Source organism: Hyphomonas sp. (assembly GCF_041689225.1).
Lineage (GTDB): Bacteria > Pseudomonadota > Alphaproteobacteria > Caulobacterales > Hyphomonadaceae > Hyphomonas.
This window is the reverse complement of record NZ_JBDNGN010000061.1, coordinates 14,678-29,768: the sequence shown is the minus strand read 5'-3', so window position 1 is coordinate 29,768 and position 15,091 is coordinate 14,678. Positions and strand designations below refer to the sequence as shown.

Below are 15,091 nucleotides of genomic sequence, written 5' to 3'. Positions count from 1 at the left end.
TCTGCCGATTTGCGGAAGGCAAGATCAAAGCGGGTGCAGCAAATGTCCGCCATCGACCACGATCGTGGATCCGGTCATGAAGCTACCGGCATCGGACGCGAGCAGCAGCAACGGGCCCGACAGTTCGGTCAGGTCGCCGATTCGCCGCTGGGCGATTCGGCGAATCATTTTCTGGCCCTCGTCGGACTCAAGGAACTCATCATTGATTTCTGTCTTGAAGTAGCCGGGTGCGATCGCGTTGACCCGGATTCCGAAGCGGGCCATTTCCAGCGCCATCTGGCGAGTCATGTGGTCAACACCTGCTTTGGAGACCGAATAGGCCGTTGTCATCATCTGTGGGCGCAGGCCAGTGATCGAGGCGATGTTGATAATCGAACCGGGCACTTTCGCCGCCGTCATCGCATTGGCGCCATGCTTGGCGACCCGCCACACGCCGGTGAGATTGGTGTCAATCACGGCATCCCAGTCATCTTCGGCCATTTTCGTGAACCAACCTTCGCGCGACATGCCGGAATTGTTGACGATGATGTCACACGGGCGACCAAGCGCCTCGGCGATCTCCGCGAATCCCCCGGCGACACTTTCCTCGCTCGTGACGTCCATTTCGACTGGCAGCGCCTTGCCACCGCGTTTTTCGATCTCTGCTGCAACGGATTCGAGGCGATCCATCCGCCGCGCGGCCAGGACGACATGGGCGCCTGCCTCAGCCAGGACGCCCGCAAAATGGCGACCCAGACCACTCGACGCTCCGGTAACCAGTGCCGCTCGATTAGCCAAACTAAACATACCCATGCCTTCGATCTCCAAATTTCATGTTGCGTCGCGCAATATTTTGCCTTTATTTCAGCCTCATGAAAATATCAGTGCTGAGGGAGCGACGCTCCGGTGAGACCCGTGTGGCCGCAACACCGGAGACCGTCAAGAAATTGGTTGGTCTGGGACATTCTGTAACCGTCGAGGCGGGTGCAGGGGTTGTGGCAGGCTTTATGGATGAGGCCTACAAGGCCGAAGGGGCGACGATTGGCAGCAATGCCGCCGACGCCGCCAAGGGCGCCGATGTGGTGTTTAAGGTACGCGGGCCGGAGGTCGCCGAAGTGGCGGCCTTGCCGGACGGCGCGGCCCTGCTCGCCCTGATGGACCCGTTCGCGCTCGAGCCCGGCTTGCTCGATGCGCTCAACGCGAAAAAGATCGCGGCCATGTCAATGGAATTCACCCCGCGCATCTCGCGTGCGCAGTCGATGGACGCCCTGTCCTCTCAATCCAACCTCGCCGGTTACCGCTCCATGATCGAAGGCGCCCATATCTATGGCCGCGCCATGCCGATGATGATGACCGCCGCCGGCACCGTGGCCCCGGCCAAAGTATTCATCATGGGTGTCGGCGTTGCCGGCCTCCAGGCCATCGCAACCGCCCGTCGCCTAGGCGGGGTCGTGACGGCGACGGACGTGCGCCCCGCCGCCAAGGAACAGGTCGCCTCGCTCGGTGCCAAGTTCATTGCGGTCGAGGATGAAGAGTTCAAGGCGGCTGAAACCGCTGGCGGATACGCCAAGCAGATGTCGCCTGAATACCAGGCCAAGCAAGCCGAACTGACGGCATCCCATATTACCAAGCAGGACATCGTCATCACCACGGCCCTGATTCCCGGCCGTGCCGCCCCTGTCCTCGTGACCGAGGCGATGGTGAAAACCATGAAACCCGGTTCGGTCATCATCGACATGGCCGTGGCCCAGGGCGGGAACTGCCCGCTGTCGAAGGCCGACGAGATCGTCGAAGTCGGCGGTGTGAAGATCGCGGGTTTCTCAAACCTGCCAGCCCGCCTGCCAGCTGATTCGAGTTCACTCTATTCCAAGAACCTCTTCGCTTTCCTGCCGCTGGTGACCGCTGAAGACGGTGCACTCAGCCTCGACACCGATGACGAAATCGTCACCGCCATGCTGCTGACGCGCAATGGTGAAACCGTGAATGACAGGGTGAAATCATGAAACGCCTCAGTAGCCTCGCCGCAACGGCGTTCCTTCTCGCCGCGCCTGCCTTTGCAGAGTCCGGCGGCGTCAATCCAACCATCTTCCTCGCCGCGATCTTCGTTCTGGCCTGTTTCATCGGCTATTACGTAGTCTGGAGCGTGACACCCGCGCTGCATACGCCCCTGATGGCCGTGACCAACGCGATCTCGTCGGTCATCATCGTCGGCGCCCTCGTCGCAGCAGCCGCTGCCGGGCTGACCGCTGACAACTGGACGGCTAAGATCCTCGGCGGCGTCGCCGTCATGCTCGCCAGCGTCAACATATTCGGCGGCTTCCTTGTCACCCAACGCATGCTCGCCATGTATAAAAAGAAGGGGGAGTAGTCCTATGGACAGTTTCCACTCCACCTGGGCGCCAGCCCTCTATCTCGTTGCCGGCGTACTCTTCATCCTGGCCCTTCGCGGCCTGTCCAGCCCGGCCTCCAGCCGCAAGGGTAACCGGAATGGCATGATCGGCATGGCGATTGCCGTCGGCACGACCATTGCCCTGCTCTGGAACCAGCTCGACGCGGTCACATGGGGCATCATCCTCGGCGGTGTTGCCATCGGCGGCACCATAGGTGCCGTGATCGCCAAACGCATTGCTATGACGTCGATGCCGCAGCTTGTTGCTGCCTTCCACAGTCTTGTCGGCCTTGCCGCCGTGCTCGTGGCCGCAGCTGCGCTGTATGCGCCCTCGGGCTTCGGCATTGCCGACGCCGAAGGCATCCACGTCGCGTCCCTGATCGAGCTATCGCTCGGCTCGGCCATCGGCGCACTCACCTTCACGGGCTCGCTGATCGCCTTCGCCAAGCTCAACGGCAATATGGGCGGCGCGCCGATCATGCTGCCCGGCCGGCACGTGCTCAACTCTGCCCTCCTTCTCGGCATCATCGTGCTTGTCGGCATCCTGATGGCCAGCCATGGCCATGCGCACTGGGCGTTCATCACCCTGACCGTGCTTGCCCTGATCCTCGGCATCACGCTGATCATCCCGATTGGCGGGGCGGACATGCCCGTCGTCGTGTCGATGCTGAACTCCTATTCCGGCTGGGCAGCAGCCGCCCTCGGCTTCACGCTCGGCAATTTCGCCCTGATCATCACCGGCGCTCTTGTCGGTTCGTCGGGTGCGATCCTCTCCTACATCATGTGCAAGGGCATGAACCGCAGCTTCATCTCGGTCATCCTCGGCGGCTTCGGCGGTGACGATGCGGCAGCAGCAGCGGGCGGCGTTCAAGTCGACCGTGCGTTCAAGCGCGGCTCGGCCGAGGACGCAGCCTTCATTATGAAGAATGCCTCCAAGGTCATCATCGTGCCCGGTTATGGCATGGCGGTGGCGCAGGCCCAGCACGCCCTGAGGGAAATGGCCGACAAGCTGAAGGAAGAAGGCGTCGAAGTGAAATACGCCATCCACCCCGTCGCGGGCCGGATGCCGGGTCACATGAACGTCCTCCTCGCCGAAGCACAGGTGCCCTATGACGAAGTCTTCGAACTGGAAGACATCAACTCGGAATTCAGCACGGCTGATGTCGCCTTCGTCATTGGTGCGAACGACGTGACCAACCCGTCCGCCAAGACCGACAAGACGTCGCCAATTTACGGCATGCCTGTCCTTGACGTGGAAAATGCCGGTACGGTGCTCTTCATCAAGCGTTCGATGGGCTCGGGTTATGCTGGCATCCAGAACGAACTCTTCTTCCGCGACAATACGATGATGCTGCTCGCGGACGCCAAGAAGATGGTCGAAGATATCGTCAAGAACCTCTAATCGGCGACAGACCGGAACGGATACGGGCGCTGGCCTCTGCATCAATGGTGCAGTCGCCGGTGCCCGCTTTCGTTTTCAGGGTCGCCGCCAGCTCATCCACGCGCTGCCCCGCCACGACAAGCTCAGGCGCAATCTCGGCCAGCGGTGCCAGCACGAACAAGCGCTCGGCCATGCGCGGATGTGGCAGCGTCAGCGTTTCGCTCTCGCGCGTCACACCATCAATGACCAGCAGGTCGATATCGATCTCTCGCGGCCCCCAGCGCTCGCCCTCCGTGCGCCCCAGCGTCTGCTCGATGCCCTTGACGACATCGAGCAGGGCCAAGGGCGCAAGGCGGGTCTGGATGATCGCACAGAGGTTCAGGAACTCGCCCTGGTCAGCCTTGCCCCATGGCTGTGTCCGGTAGACCGACGAGACCGAAATCAGCGAGCATTCAGGCCGCCCATCGATCGCGCGCAGTGCGGCTGCAAGATACGCCGCCCGGTCGCCAAGGTTCGAGCCGAGACTGATGGCCGCTTCAGCCATCGCGGCGACGCGTGACTGATACGCCCACATGGTCAACCGCATACTTGATTGGCGCCGAGGGCTTGCGCACGGTTATGGAAACGATCTGCACGAGCGGGAACTGCTCAAGAATTGCTTCAGCCAGCTTGTGTGCCAGCGTTTCGATCAGGTTGAACACCGTCGCCGCAGACACCTGCGTGGCGAGATCGCAGAGTTCACCATAATGCACGGTGTCGCTCATCTGGTCAGCGGCATCCGCTGGCCGGGCCACGGCGCAGTCGATATCGACCATGAATTTCTGGCCGAGTGACTTCTCCGCATCCATGACGCCATGATGGCCATGGATGTGAAGGTTCGAAACGAAAATCCGGTCTGTCATCCTGCCTCGTCAATCGCTATCCACATTTTCAATGCATCCGCATGGGCGGCCACATCGTGGACCCGCAGCATTGAGGCTCCTCTCTGGACGCTGGCAAGACCTGCGGCAAGCGATCCGATCAACCGGTCCCCGACCTCACGGTCCAGAAGCTTGCCGACGAACGACTTGCGCGACACGCCCACCAGCACCGGCACACCGAAATCGAGCAGGACATCGAGGCGGGCCAGCACACCGAAATTCTGTTCCCATGTTTTCCCGAAGCCGACGCCAGGGTCCACGATCACGTGTTCGCGCGGGATGCCTGCCTCGCGCGCCATGGCGAACGCATCGTCAAAGAAGGCCCGCATGTCATCGACCAGGTTCAGGCCCGCGTCGGCCTTGCCGCGATTATAGGTGACCACGACGGCGCTGCCCGTGTCGGCCACGGCCCGCGCCATGTCGTCGTCACGCGTCATGCCCCAGACATCATTGATGATGACGGCGCCAGCGCCTGCAGCCGCACGCGCCACGCTCGCCTTGTAGGTATCGACGGAGACAATCCGCGTCGGATCTTCGCAGAGCGCCGGAATGACGGACAGCACCCGCGCCGTCTCGTCAGCCGCACTGACTTTGGTGGCCCCTGGCCGCGTCGATTCCCCTCCGACATCGAGAATGTCGGCACCGTCGGTCGCCATCGCCGCTGCCTGCGCTAAAGCAGCTGGCGCATCAACGAACTGGCCGCCATCGGAAAACGAGTCCGGCGTGACATTCAGGATGCCCATGACCAGCACCTTTGCGCGTGCCCGGGCTAGGATGTCGTCGCGCAACTCTGCGCGTTTCGTCCGGTCTCCGTTCATCCGCTCCACTTTCCGCCAACCTGTGGCTGCTTATAGGCTTGCTGGGCGCACGGGCAAGCTGGCGGGTGGGCTAGGGTTTTGTCGTTACACCAGGATCGTTTTGCGAATAGGCGTCTTCGAGTTCTTCCGTGTCGGGGGACGGCTTGATGGCCCCCGGTGTTGCTTCGCGTTCGCCCTTGTCCGCATTCAGCGTGTCGGGAGCGTTCGGTGAACGGTTGTCGTCGGGGCTCACGACGGGATGTCGCCGATCGTCGATGTGCACGCCGCCATTCCCCGCCGGGCGCGGTTGGCCGTCATCGCGCATCACGCCATGGTCGTCTCCCATGCCTTTCGCCTCGCCGCGACGAAAACCCGCCTCGGCGGTTTCATCCTCGCGGCCCGGCGTCTCGCCATAACCGCGCTGCTCGCTGAGGTCCTTTTCGCGTTGCGGATCCTGATCGGCTTTTTCATGTGGCATATTCGTCTCCTGTGTGTGGAGAACCAATGGCCCAACCCGGCGCATGTTCCATGGCCTGCAAAGCGCGTCCCGCCAGGACGAGGCACCGCGCGGCTGCCAAAAGAGGGAGAATGGTGTGCCCAGCAGGGTTCGAACCTGCGACCTACTGATTAAAAGTCAGTTGCTCTACCAGCTGAGCTATGGGCACGCCGAACGCGCCATTTAGGCAACGGCGCTTCCCGGGTCAACCGCTACCTGCACAGGCTGGCTTGATGTCGCCATATTTTTCGCATCACGCTAACCTCATGAACATGAAAATCCTTTGCCTTGGCGCCATGCTCGCGCTTGCAGCCTGCACCAGCACCCCGACGACAACAGAGTCGACCAACAACACGGGTGATCCCTCCCTGCGCGATAATGTCGGGACAGCGGCAGGTAGTGCCGTGGAACAGACCCGCGAGGGCCTGCCGAACGCCGCGCTCTCGCCGCTTGAGGACTTCAACCTGCGCCGGACGGAGATACCGCCCCTGCTCGAAGGCATCACGAGCCCGTATGATATATCTCCCGCCCTGACGTGCGATGAGGTCGAGGCCCAGCTTGCGAAGCTCGACCTCGTACTGGGTCCCGACTGGGACACAACCAATCCGGATGAACGCCTGCGGACCGACGTCCTGGCCGATTCGGCCGCCGAAGCGACGCTGGACATGCTGGCGTCCGAAGCCCGGGGCTTCATCCCGTTCCGAGGCTTGATCCGCAAGGCAACCGGCGCCGAAAGCCACGAAAAGAAATATAACAAGGCCTTCAAGATCGGCGCCCAGCAACGTGCCTATCTCAAGGGATACGGTCTCGCCAAAGGCTGCCCGCCCCCTGCCCGGCCGGATTTCCTCGCAATACCCCTCGGAAATGACGATATCCTTTTCAAAGGCGACTCGCCTCAGCCGCTCCCCGAGCCTATCCGGCTGTCTCCGCCTTCGGCGACGACTTTGTACGAGCCCATGCCGTCGACAGTCGAGAGCGAAGGGCTTCAAACCGTCCCTCCTGAATACTGAGGCGGATCTCCGCCATCAGCGCCTGGAAGAAGGCGGTGTTGTGCCAGCTGAGCAGCATCGGTCCCAGATACTCTCCCGCCTTGAACAGGTGGTGGTAGTAAGCCCGCGAATAGTCGCGGCTGGCCGGGCAATCCACGGCCTCGTCAATCGGCGACAGGTCCTCGGCAAATTGCGCATTCTTGACATTGACCGGCCCGGCCCAGGTCCAGGCCTGACCGTGACGGCCTGACCGGGTTGGCAGCACGCAGTCAAACATATCAATGCCCCGCGCGACGCTCTCAACCAGATCGATCGGCTTGCCGACGCCCATGACATAGCGCGGCAGGTGACCCGGCAGGTGCGGTACGGTCATGTCGATGCTGGCGCACATCTGATCGTGTCCCTCGCCCACAGCTAGACCGCCCAGCGCGATCCCGCCGAACCCCTGCCCCACGACGCCCTTGGCCGACTGTTCGCGCAAATCGGCGAAATTCGAGCCCTGGACGATGCCGAACAGGGTCTGCGTTTCCCGGTCGCCGAAAGCATCGAGCGAGCGCTGGCCCCAATCGAGCGACAAGGTCAGGCTGCGCTCGGCTTCGGCATGGGTGCAGGGGAAATTCGTGCATTCGTCGAGCTGCATGGAAATGTCGGCGCCCAGCAGGTCAGCCTGTATCTCGATGCTGCGGGCGGGCGTTAGGCGATGCGTTGAGCCGTCAATGTGGCTCTGGAAGGTCACGCCATCGACGTCCATTTTTCGCAGCTGGGCAAGGCTCCAGACCTGGAAGCCGCCACTATCGGTAAGCATCGGGCCGCTCCAGCCCGAAAATTTGTGGAGCCCGCCGAGGCGTTTCATGCGCTCTGCGCCCGGTCGCAGCATCAGGTGGTATGTATTGCCAAGGATAATATCGGCCCCTGCCGCCTTCACCTGGTCCATGTAGAGGGCCTTCACCGTGCCCGCCGTGCCCACGGGCATGAAGGCCGGCGTGCGGATCTCGCCGCGCGGCGTGGCCAGCGTGCCGGTACGGGCCGCACCTTCGGTTGCTTTGATCTTGAAAGGGAATGTCGCCATGCGCGAGGCCTATAAGCGTTGCGCCGCATCATGCCTAGGGTTCCGATGCGTCACGGCTTGTCTGGGCGGCGTGGGCGACGCATGCTGAAAGAAAACGAGGGACGTAAATGAAAGATCTGGCTGGCAAGACGGCATTCGTTACGGGCGCGGCATCAGGTATCGGTCTGGGCATTGCGACCGCCCTGGCGCAAGCGGGCGTCAAAGTGATGATGGCAGACATCGAGAAAGACGCGCTCGACAAGGCGATCAGCGATCTCAGGCTGACCAATGCCGACGTCGAGGGCGTCATCGCCGATGTCTCGCTCAAGGACCAGTTGCAGGCCGCAGCTGACGCAACCATCGAACGCTTCGGCAAGGTCCATATCCTCGTCAACAATGCGGGTGTCGGTGGCGCAGGCGGTTATGGCCAGTGGAACGATGCGGCATGGGACTGGACCATCGGCGTCAACCTGATGTCCGTCGTCTGGGGGTTCGAGATTTTTGGCCCGCTGATCGAATCACATGGCGAAGGTGGCCAGATCGTATCGACGGCCTCCATGGCGGGACTCGTCGCCGCAGTCGCGCCCGCCTACAATGTCACAAAATATGGCGTCGTGGCCTTGTCGGAAGGCCTGCGCCCGGAACTCGCCTTGCGCGGAATCGGCGTGTCGGTACTTTGCCCGGGCTTTATTCGCACCAAAATCATGGAATCGGGACGCAACCTGCCGGGGCGGTTTGCCAGCGAGATCGATGTCGACGCAGCCGCAGCGCAAGCAGCTGAATCGGAATTCGCCCAAATGGCGGCCGATCTTATCAACAAGGGCATCGATCCGCTTTATGTCGGTGAACTGGTGCGCGAGGGCATCGAGGAAGATTGGGCGTACATCTTCACCGACAACATGTTCGAGTCGGGTGTGGACGAGCGTTTCGCGGCGATCAAGGCAGGTTTCGATCGTATTCGCGACCGGACACCCCGGCACTAGAACTCGATTTCAGCGCCAATCAGTTCCGGCAGTTGCAGGACGATCAGGAGGTCGCGCATTTCCTGGCGCGCGGCCACATGGCTCATCGTAAAGGACACGTTCGAGCCCTTCTCGGTCAGGTCGAGCAGGGTCAGGCCGGCGGGGAAGAGTTCGCGATAGATCACGCGCTCGGAAAGGCCCGGCGCGAGGCGGAAGCCGATGCGCTTGGACAGGTTCTCCAGCGCTTCGCCTACGCGTTCCTTGTTCTTGGCCGCCAGCGGCGACATGCGGTTGCGCATCACGATCCAGTCGATCGGACGCCGGCTCGCCTGAGCCTTCTTCTTGCGGCACGACCAGACCATTTCCGAATAGAAGCTCGGCCGGATCACTTCCAGCGTCTGCGGGTTCACGTCGCCCAACAGGTCGAAATCGACGAAGCTGTCATTCAGCGGCGTAATCAGGCTGTCAGCGCTGACATGGGCGAGGCGCGAGAGGAACGTGTCGCCGCCGGGCGCATCGACCACAACGAAATCACAGGCCTTTTTCAAGCGTGCGAGGCTGGTCACGAAACGCTGGGTTTCTTCGGCTTCCGCCTTGTCGAGATCCCGCTCGGTGCTGGCATCGACGCGGATGATTTCCGGCATCGGCAGCTTGGCACCGGTAGAGGTCATCCAGCGCAAGCGGTTTTCGAGATAGCGGGTCAAGGTACGCTGACGGACATCGAGATCGACGATGCCGACTTTCTTGCCCATGCGCATCAGCGCCACGGACAGGTGCATGGAAACGGTAGATTTGCCGGCGCCGCCCTTTTCGTTGCCGACGACAATCACCCGCGCATCGCGTTGCTGCACTGACATGTCCGGGACACCCACCTGACTTACCGGGGCAAATCCATCAGCGGGCATGTTGGGCGACTCCACACAATCTCAGCGGTTGAAACGGCAAGGAACGAATTCCTCAGGCGACGCGCGATTCGGCTTCGCCGCCGCGACGAACGAGAGCAGGCATAAAAACCGACTGCTCTTCGAACAGGTCAGCGTCTTCCATCGGAGCTAGGCCATAGCTTGCTGCCATCGGCTCGCCTTCGAACAGCATCGCATCCGCGACCATTGCACCGAACGGAACGCCTTCGGGCATTAGGTCCAGCACGGGTGCGTGCGTCGAAATCTGTGTGAGCAGTGACCGCAATCCGCTGAGAGCGCCCGAAACGCGCGACATCTCGCGGGAGAAGACATAAGCCTCCGCCGAAACAGGCGTTTCGCGGCGATCGAACATCCACTCGTCGGACATATGGTCTGGGTCAATTGATCGGATTCGCGGTTCCGGTGCCGAGGCCTCAAGCATTCTGGACCTGCCAGCAGCCAACCGAAGGGCTGCAGAAAGTGCGAAAGACTTAATCGGGGCAAGAGTGCGGTGTGTCATATCTTGGAAAATCCCCTGTTTGGGTTAACAACACGTTTACTTCATAGCCAGTCGGGGCCTTTTCAAAGTGAATTCGAGTACAGGCAGACCGGTCACGGTTGTGAGCACGCGCGCCCAGTTGGGACAGCATATCCGGACCTGGAAGCAGGCAGGCGAGTCAGTCGGATTCGTGCCGACAATGGGAGCACTGCACGCAGGCCACCTTTCACTCGTTGAAAAGGCACGGGAAAAGGCTTCAAAGACCGTCGCGAGCATCTTCGTAAACCCCAAGCAATTTGCCCCGGGAGAGGATTTCGAAACCTATCCGCGTGACTCCGAGAAGGACATCGCGAAGCTCGCATCGGTCGGCTGCGATTTAGTGTATTTGCCATCTGTCGAGGAGATGTATCCGCCCGGGAACACCACAAATGTTCGGGTCGAGGGCATGTCGGACCTGCTCGACGGGGTCTACCGGCCCCACTTTTTCTATGGTGTCGCGACGGTCGTCGCCCGCCTGTTCCTGCATGTGCAGCCCGACGTCGCCGTGTTCGGCGAGAAGGACTACCAGCAGCTGCAGATCATCCGCCGCATGGTCCGCGACCTCGGTTTTCCTGTGGAAATTCTCGGCGGCGTGACAACCCGGGACGCCGACGGGCTCGCCCAGTCCTCCCGCAATCTCTACCTGACACCGGAGGAGCGTATTGCTGCGGGCGCGCTCCAGGCGGCTTTGCATCGCGCTTCGGTCCGGCTGTCGATTGGCACGACGCCGTCGGTTGCCCTGAACGAGGCGCGCGCGCTGGTCATGGCATCGGGGTTCCGCCAGCTCGACTATGTCAGCCTGGTCGATCCCGACACGCTAATTGACCTGCCCGACGCGCCGCTGGCCCCGGGCACGGTTGCGCGGCTGCTCGGCGCGGCCTGGACAGGCAAGACACGCCTGATCGACAATATCAGCGCGACGCGGTGAAGTCCTTCAAGGCGGCGAGGACGGCTTCATTGTCTTCCTCCGACCCGACGCTGATCCGCAGGCGTGTCGGCAGGCCGTAACCGGCAATCGCCCGCACGAGGATGTCGCGATCTTTCAGGAAGGCATGGGCGGCGGCCGCGCGCTCAGCCGAGCCGAAATCGGGGATCACGAAATTGGCGTGAGAGACTGGTGTGTCCAAGCTCATCGCGTTGAGCGCATCAATCATCGTCGTGCGCCAAAGCGAGTTGTGATCGCGGGTCATGGCGATGAAGGCCGGATCGCTGATGCTGGCAATGCCGGCGGCCACGGCGAGGCTGTTGACGTTGAACGGGCCACGAATGCGCTGGAAGGTTTCGGCGATCTCCTGGGGCAGGTAGGCCCAGCCGAGGCGGGCCGCCGCGAGGCCGTGGATCTTCGAGAAGGTTCGCATCATCACCGTGTTGGCGCGCCGGTCGACAAGATCGCGGATCGCCGCTTCATAATCCGGACCGACATATTCGGCATAAGCGCCATCAATCACGAAGAGGACGTGCGGCGGCAGCGCGTCCTGCAATTGCGCCAGCGCCTCAACCGACATCATCGTGCCGGTCGGATTGTTGGGATTGGCGAGGAACAGGATTTTGGTGTGTTCGGATACCCCGCCCAGGATCGCGTTGGCGCCCGCCGTCAGGTCTGTCTCGGGAACCGAGATACAGGCCGCGCCGTGCGCCGTCGCCGAGACCGCGTACATGGAAAAGGCATGTTCGGTCTGCAGGATTTCATCTCCCGGTCCGGCATAGCATTGCGTCAGCAAGTGGATGATCTCATCCGATCCTGACGAGACCGCAATCCGGTTCGCATCCTTGATGCCCGCAGCAGCCGCGATGGCTTCGCGCAGCGCGCCATAAGTCGGATCAGGATAGACGTGGACGCTGGTCGCCGCCTCGCGCATCGCTTCGATAGCCAGCGGATTCGGGCCGAACGGGTTCTCGTTCGAGGCCAGCATCACGACCGGCCCTTTGGCGCCGGCGAGCTTGCCGCCGGGCACGTAGGGTTTGGTCTTCAAGATGTGCGGAAGTGGGCGAATGTCAGTCATGCCCGGCGGTTACACCAAAGCAGGCTGCCGGGAAATCCCGTTCTTTGCCGCGCCGCCAATGAAAACAGGCCGCCTTGTGGGGGCGGCCTGTGTCAAAACGGGAGAGTGGAACGCTCAGTTCACCGAGCCGTAGTTGGCCCCGGCCTCTGTAAAATAGGCCCGCCAGAACGCTTTCACATCGGCCAGCGGCAGGTCGTATATCTGGCGCGGAACGATGCGTGCGACGACCTGGACCTTGTCCATATGCGGCTTGGTCTGGCCGAGTTTCGAACCGAGATAGGCGTCATAGTCGGCGCCGACCTTGTAGAAGGAGAAGCCATCGGAGTGCTGCATCAGGTCGGACACGACGACGACGCGGCGGTTCTCATTGGTCGACTGGAAGTCGGACCGGTCAGCGATCGTGTAGAGCGCTTCGAACAGGGGCGAACTTGGCTGGCGGGTGTCCTGGAGCGCCGTTTCGATCTCGGTGATCAGCGGTTTGTAGAAGTCGGACTGCCATGCCTGCTCGATCATTTTCGGGTTCTGCGTGATCGGGTTGGCGTCAGCAACGCTGCCAGGCGAGCATTTGACGAAGACGACCTTCGGATCATAGGGGCTGGCGGCATTCGGCGTCATCACCGTGAGGCGCCCGTATCTTGGCAGGGCGCGGGCTTCATTGTCGACGAATTCGTGCACCCAGTCGAGATCGTTCGGATTGAACGGATCGGACTGGTCGAGCAGGATGACAGTGTGCGCCGGATCCTTGCGGTCCATGCGGCAGCTGGTTTCGGCCATCACACTTGGCGGGATGTTGAAGGCGACCAGCGCAAACAGGCCGAACACGCCTGACAGCATCAGGCCGATCATGCCGCGCCAGAACCATGGTCCTTTTTCTCGTCTTCTCGCCATCGTCTATTCTCCTGGCCCCGCCCTCAGGCGCGGCGCGCTTCGTCCACGGAAACGAAGGCCTTGCCGGCAGACTTGCCGTCACGAACCTTCTCGACTTCTTCGCCCACTTTTTTCTCGATGCTCGAGAGGCCCTTCTGGACCTGCTGGATATGTGTCTCCAGCCATTCACGGCTCATGTTCAGGGCCTTGAGATTCTGGTCGATGGCCTTGATCGCCGCGTTCGCCTGATCACGCTCTTTCGTGTAATCGAATGGCGGCAGTTGCGGAGTGACGATCTCGTCGAAATAGGCTGGGCATGCCGCCTGCTCGCCGAGCTTGTCGCGCAGCTGGTTGCGATGGCGGCGGTGGGCCTGACGGTAGGCGACCTTGAGCGAACGCTCCTGGTCAGCGGCCTTGGCCGCGATGGCAACAGCGATGTCGCGGCGCGATTCCAGCTCGTTCATGGCTTTCTCGATTTCACGCTTGGCGGCAGCATGGCGCGAGAGCTGGGTCTCGAACCACATGCGGCACTGGGTGAAATAGTCCGACAGGTCGTCCCGCACGCCATTGCGCACCTGCTGGCGGCGTTCATAGGCCTTGCGTTCCTTGCGCCAGACGCGGCCATAGCCGGGATAGCTGTCGGAAATGCGGTCATAGCCTTCATAGACGGCGAGGCCGAACACGGTGAGGCCCATGAACAGGAGGCCCATGGCGATGAAGCTCTCAAGGCCAATGATATTCGGGAACATGCCGGACATCACGGATGCGGGGGAGATGTCGAACATGGAGAATTCGCCCATCGTTCCCGCAGCGGTCGCAGCGATCAAACCCGTCTCCACCGCATCGCGGAAATGCGCGACAAAGAAGTTCAGGAACAGGCCGCTGCACAGGCCGATCGCCATGATCGCCCCGCCGAAGACACGGGCTGCGATGTGCGGGTGATTGAACGCGTAGCGAATGCCGAAGAAGCCGGTGACCACTGCTATACAGACGTTCACGGCGCTGACGGCGAAGGCGATCATCAGGCCGCCCATCAGGCCGGACGACTGCGAATCCTTGAACAGGAGCGCATTGAAGCCGCCTTCGAGCAGCATGATGAAGACGAGGATCGCGACGGTTTGCTCGACATTCTTTTTGATGTCGGGTGTCCGGTCGCCGATCCGGTCACCATGGCGGGCGCGGAATGTCTGCAGTTCGATGATTGCGGCGTCGTGGCTCTCTTTTGCCTCTGACCGGTCATCCATTTCGTGATGGCGATATTCGTTTTCTTCCGACTTGATCGCTTCGCGCAACTGGTCGGGATAGATATCGACCGGCGTGCAATCGTGAATGAAATTGCGGACGCTGGCGGCGGTCGTGCTGAGCCAAGTGGTCAAGCCACGGCGCACGGTTTCGGCGCGCTCGGCAATCTGCTGTTCGCGCTCGCTCCACTGGTCCTGCGTGATCGCATCCGACGCTGGAATGGCATCAGCCGCATCATTCTTGGCATCGCGCTTGGTCAGCGTGCGATTGAAGCCGAGTTCGCCCTGGGCCAGCTTTCCCTTCAGGCCGAAATCCGAGAGTTCTGCTGTGGTTTCCAGTTGCTTGATTTTCGACTGGCATCCAACGTCTGTACCCCAGCGCACAGTTTTCTTCAGCATTGTATTACCTCTTAACAACGGACGGCTTTGTATTAACCTTCGCTGACAATGCGCCGGACGCGTAAACAGAGCGTGAAAGCCTGCTGCTTCTTGCAGATAGGTAATGTTGGTCAACGCCGCCCCTGTTACAGCGGGGGACGGAGTTAATTTCCCAAGACTATTCAAGCGCCTGAGTTAATA

Annotated in this window: 17 protein-coding genes and 1 tRNA gene; 6 read left to right on the top strand and 12 right to left on the bottom strand. The window is 61.5% G+C overall.

Going from position 1 to position 15,091, the window contains the following annotated elements:
- Positions 1-24: 24 nt before the first annotated feature.
- Complete coding sequence (locus ACESNB_RS05350; RefSeq protein ID WP_373004940.1) at positions 25-792, bottom strand: SDR family NAD(P)-dependent oxidoreductase; 768 nt, start codon at positions 790-792, stop codon at positions 25-27.
- Between the two features lie 59 nt (positions 793-851).
- Between ACESNB_RS05350 and ACESNB_RS05345 the strand changes: the two genes are divergently transcribed.
- From ACESNB_RS05345 to ACESNB_RS05335, 3 genes are read left to right on the top strand one after another with little or no spacing between them, the layout of a single operon-like run.
- Positions 852-1,982: a Re/Si-specific NAD(P)(+) transhydrogenase subunit alpha gene (locus ACESNB_RS05345; protein WP_373004937.1), complete on the top strand. Its 1,131-nt coding sequence runs from the start codon at positions 852-854 to the stop codon at positions 1,980-1,982.
- A complete protein-coding gene (locus tag ACESNB_RS05340; protein WP_340693975.1) occupies positions 1,979-2,347 on the top strand; it encodes a proton-translocating transhydrogenase family protein in 369 nt (122 codons plus the stop codon). Before ACESNB_RS05345 ends, ACESNB_RS05340 begins: the two co-directional genes overlap by 4 nt.
- A gap of 4 nt (positions 2,348-2,351) precedes the next feature.
- Positions 2,352-3,770, top strand: a complete 1,419-nt coding sequence (locus ACESNB_RS05335; RefSeq protein ID WP_373004934.1) for an NAD(P)(+) transhydrogenase (Re/Si-specific) subunit beta — start codon at positions 2,352-2,354, stop codon at positions 3,768-3,770.
- On the opposite strand, the gene folK is transcribed toward ACESNB_RS05335, so the two are convergent.
- The 5 genes from folK to ACESNB_RS05310 all read right to left on the bottom strand — a co-directional run bounded on the left by folK (position 3,757) and on the right by ACESNB_RS05310 (position 6,131).
- The gene (gene folK / locus ACESNB_RS05330) at positions 3,757-4,323 is read right to left on the bottom strand and encodes a 2-amino-4-hydroxy-6-hydroxymethyldihydropteridine diphosphokinase (protein ID WP_373004930.1); all 567 of its coding nucleotides are present in this window, start codon (positions 4,321-4,323) and stop codon (positions 3,757-3,759) included. The genes ACESNB_RS05335 and folK overlap by 14 nt on opposite strands.
- Entirely contained in the window at positions 4,286-4,651 is a 366-nt protein-coding gene (gene folB, locus ACESNB_RS05325) for a dihydroneopterin aldolase (RefSeq protein ID WP_373004927.1), read from the bottom strand. The genes folK and folB overlap by 38 nt, the downstream gene beginning before the upstream one ends.
- Positions 4,648-5,487 carry a dihydropteroate synthase gene (folP, locus tag ACESNB_RS05320; protein WP_373004924.1) on the bottom strand — a complete coding sequence of 280 codons (840 nt, stop codon included), beginning with the start codon at positions 5,485-5,487 and terminating at the stop codon, positions 4,648-4,650. The genes folB and folP overlap by 4 nt, the downstream gene beginning before the upstream one ends.
- Before the next feature lie 70 nt (positions 5,488-5,557).
- Positions 5,558-5,944, bottom strand: a complete 387-nt coding sequence (locus tag ACESNB_RS05315) for a hypothetical protein (protein WP_373004921.1) — start codon at positions 5,942-5,944, stop codon at positions 5,558-5,560.
- A gap of 111 nt (positions 5,945-6,055) precedes the next feature.
- Positions 6,056-6,131, bottom strand: a tRNA-Lys gene (locus ACESNB_RS05310).
- Between the two features lie 97 nt (positions 6,132-6,228).
- Between ACESNB_RS05310 and ACESNB_RS05305 the strand changes: the two genes are divergently transcribed.
- Positions 6,229-6,972, top strand: a complete 744-nt coding sequence (locus ACESNB_RS05305) for a hypothetical protein (protein ID WP_373004918.1) — start codon at positions 6,229-6,231, stop codon at positions 6,970-6,972.
- Here the strand turns inward: ACESNB_RS05305 and tgt are convergent.
- Complete coding sequence (gene tgt, locus ACESNB_RS05300) at positions 6,875-8,020, bottom strand: tRNA guanosine(34) transglycosylase Tgt (RefSeq protein ID WP_373004915.1); 1,146 nt, start codon at positions 8,018-8,020, stop codon at positions 6,875-6,877. The two genes, ACESNB_RS05305 and tgt, sit on opposite strands and share 98 nt — an antisense overlap.
- 107 nt (positions 8,021-8,127) lie before the next feature.
- Between tgt and ACESNB_RS05295 the strand changes: the two genes are divergently transcribed.
- Positions 8,128-8,982: an SDR family NAD(P)-dependent oxidoreductase gene (locus ACESNB_RS05295; RefSeq protein WP_373004913.1), complete on the top strand. Its 855-nt coding sequence runs from the start codon at positions 8,128-8,130 to the stop codon at positions 8,980-8,982.
- On the opposite strand, the gene ACESNB_RS05290 is transcribed toward ACESNB_RS05295, so the two are convergent.
- Together ACESNB_RS05290 and ACESNB_RS05285 are read right to left on the bottom strand one after the other, a co-directional pair.
- Positions 8,979-9,866, bottom strand: a complete 888-nt coding sequence (locus ACESNB_RS05290; RefSeq protein ID WP_373004910.1) for a division plane positioning ATPase MipZ — start codon at positions 9,864-9,866, stop codon at positions 8,979-8,981. The two genes, ACESNB_RS05295 and ACESNB_RS05290, sit on opposite strands and share 4 nt — an antisense overlap.
- 52 nt (positions 9,867-9,918) lie before the next feature.
- Complete coding sequence (locus tag ACESNB_RS05285; RefSeq protein ID WP_373004907.1) at positions 9,919-10,305, bottom strand: hypothetical protein; 387 nt, start codon at positions 10,303-10,305, stop codon at positions 9,919-9,921.
- A gap of 145 nt (positions 10,306-10,450) precedes the next feature.
- Between ACESNB_RS05285 and panC the strand changes: the two genes are divergently transcribed.
- A complete protein-coding gene (gene panC / locus ACESNB_RS05280; RefSeq protein ID WP_373004904.1) occupies positions 10,451-11,329 on the top strand; it encodes a pantoate--beta-alanine ligase in 879 nt (292 codons plus the stop codon).
- Here the strand turns inward: panC and hisC are convergent.
- The 3 genes from hisC to ACESNB_RS05265 form a co-directional block, all read right to left on the bottom strand.
- Positions 11,313-12,404 carry a histidinol-phosphate transaminase gene (hisC, locus tag ACESNB_RS05275; RefSeq protein WP_373004901.1) on the bottom strand — a complete coding sequence of 364 codons (1,092 nt, stop codon included), beginning with the start codon at positions 12,402-12,404 and terminating at the stop codon, positions 11,313-11,315. The genes panC and hisC overlap by 17 nt on opposite strands.
- A gap of 114 nt (positions 12,405-12,518) precedes the next feature.
- Positions 12,519-13,292, bottom strand: coding sequence for a hypothetical protein (locus ACESNB_RS05270; protein ID WP_373004898.1), 774 nt, complete (start codon positions 13,290-13,292; stop codon positions 12,519-12,521).
- Between the two features lie 23 nt (positions 13,293-13,315).
- Entirely contained in the window at positions 13,316-14,911 is a 1,596-nt protein-coding gene (locus ACESNB_RS05265) for a hypothetical protein (RefSeq protein WP_373004895.1), read from the bottom strand.
- Positions 14,912-15,091: the final 180 nt, after the last annotated feature.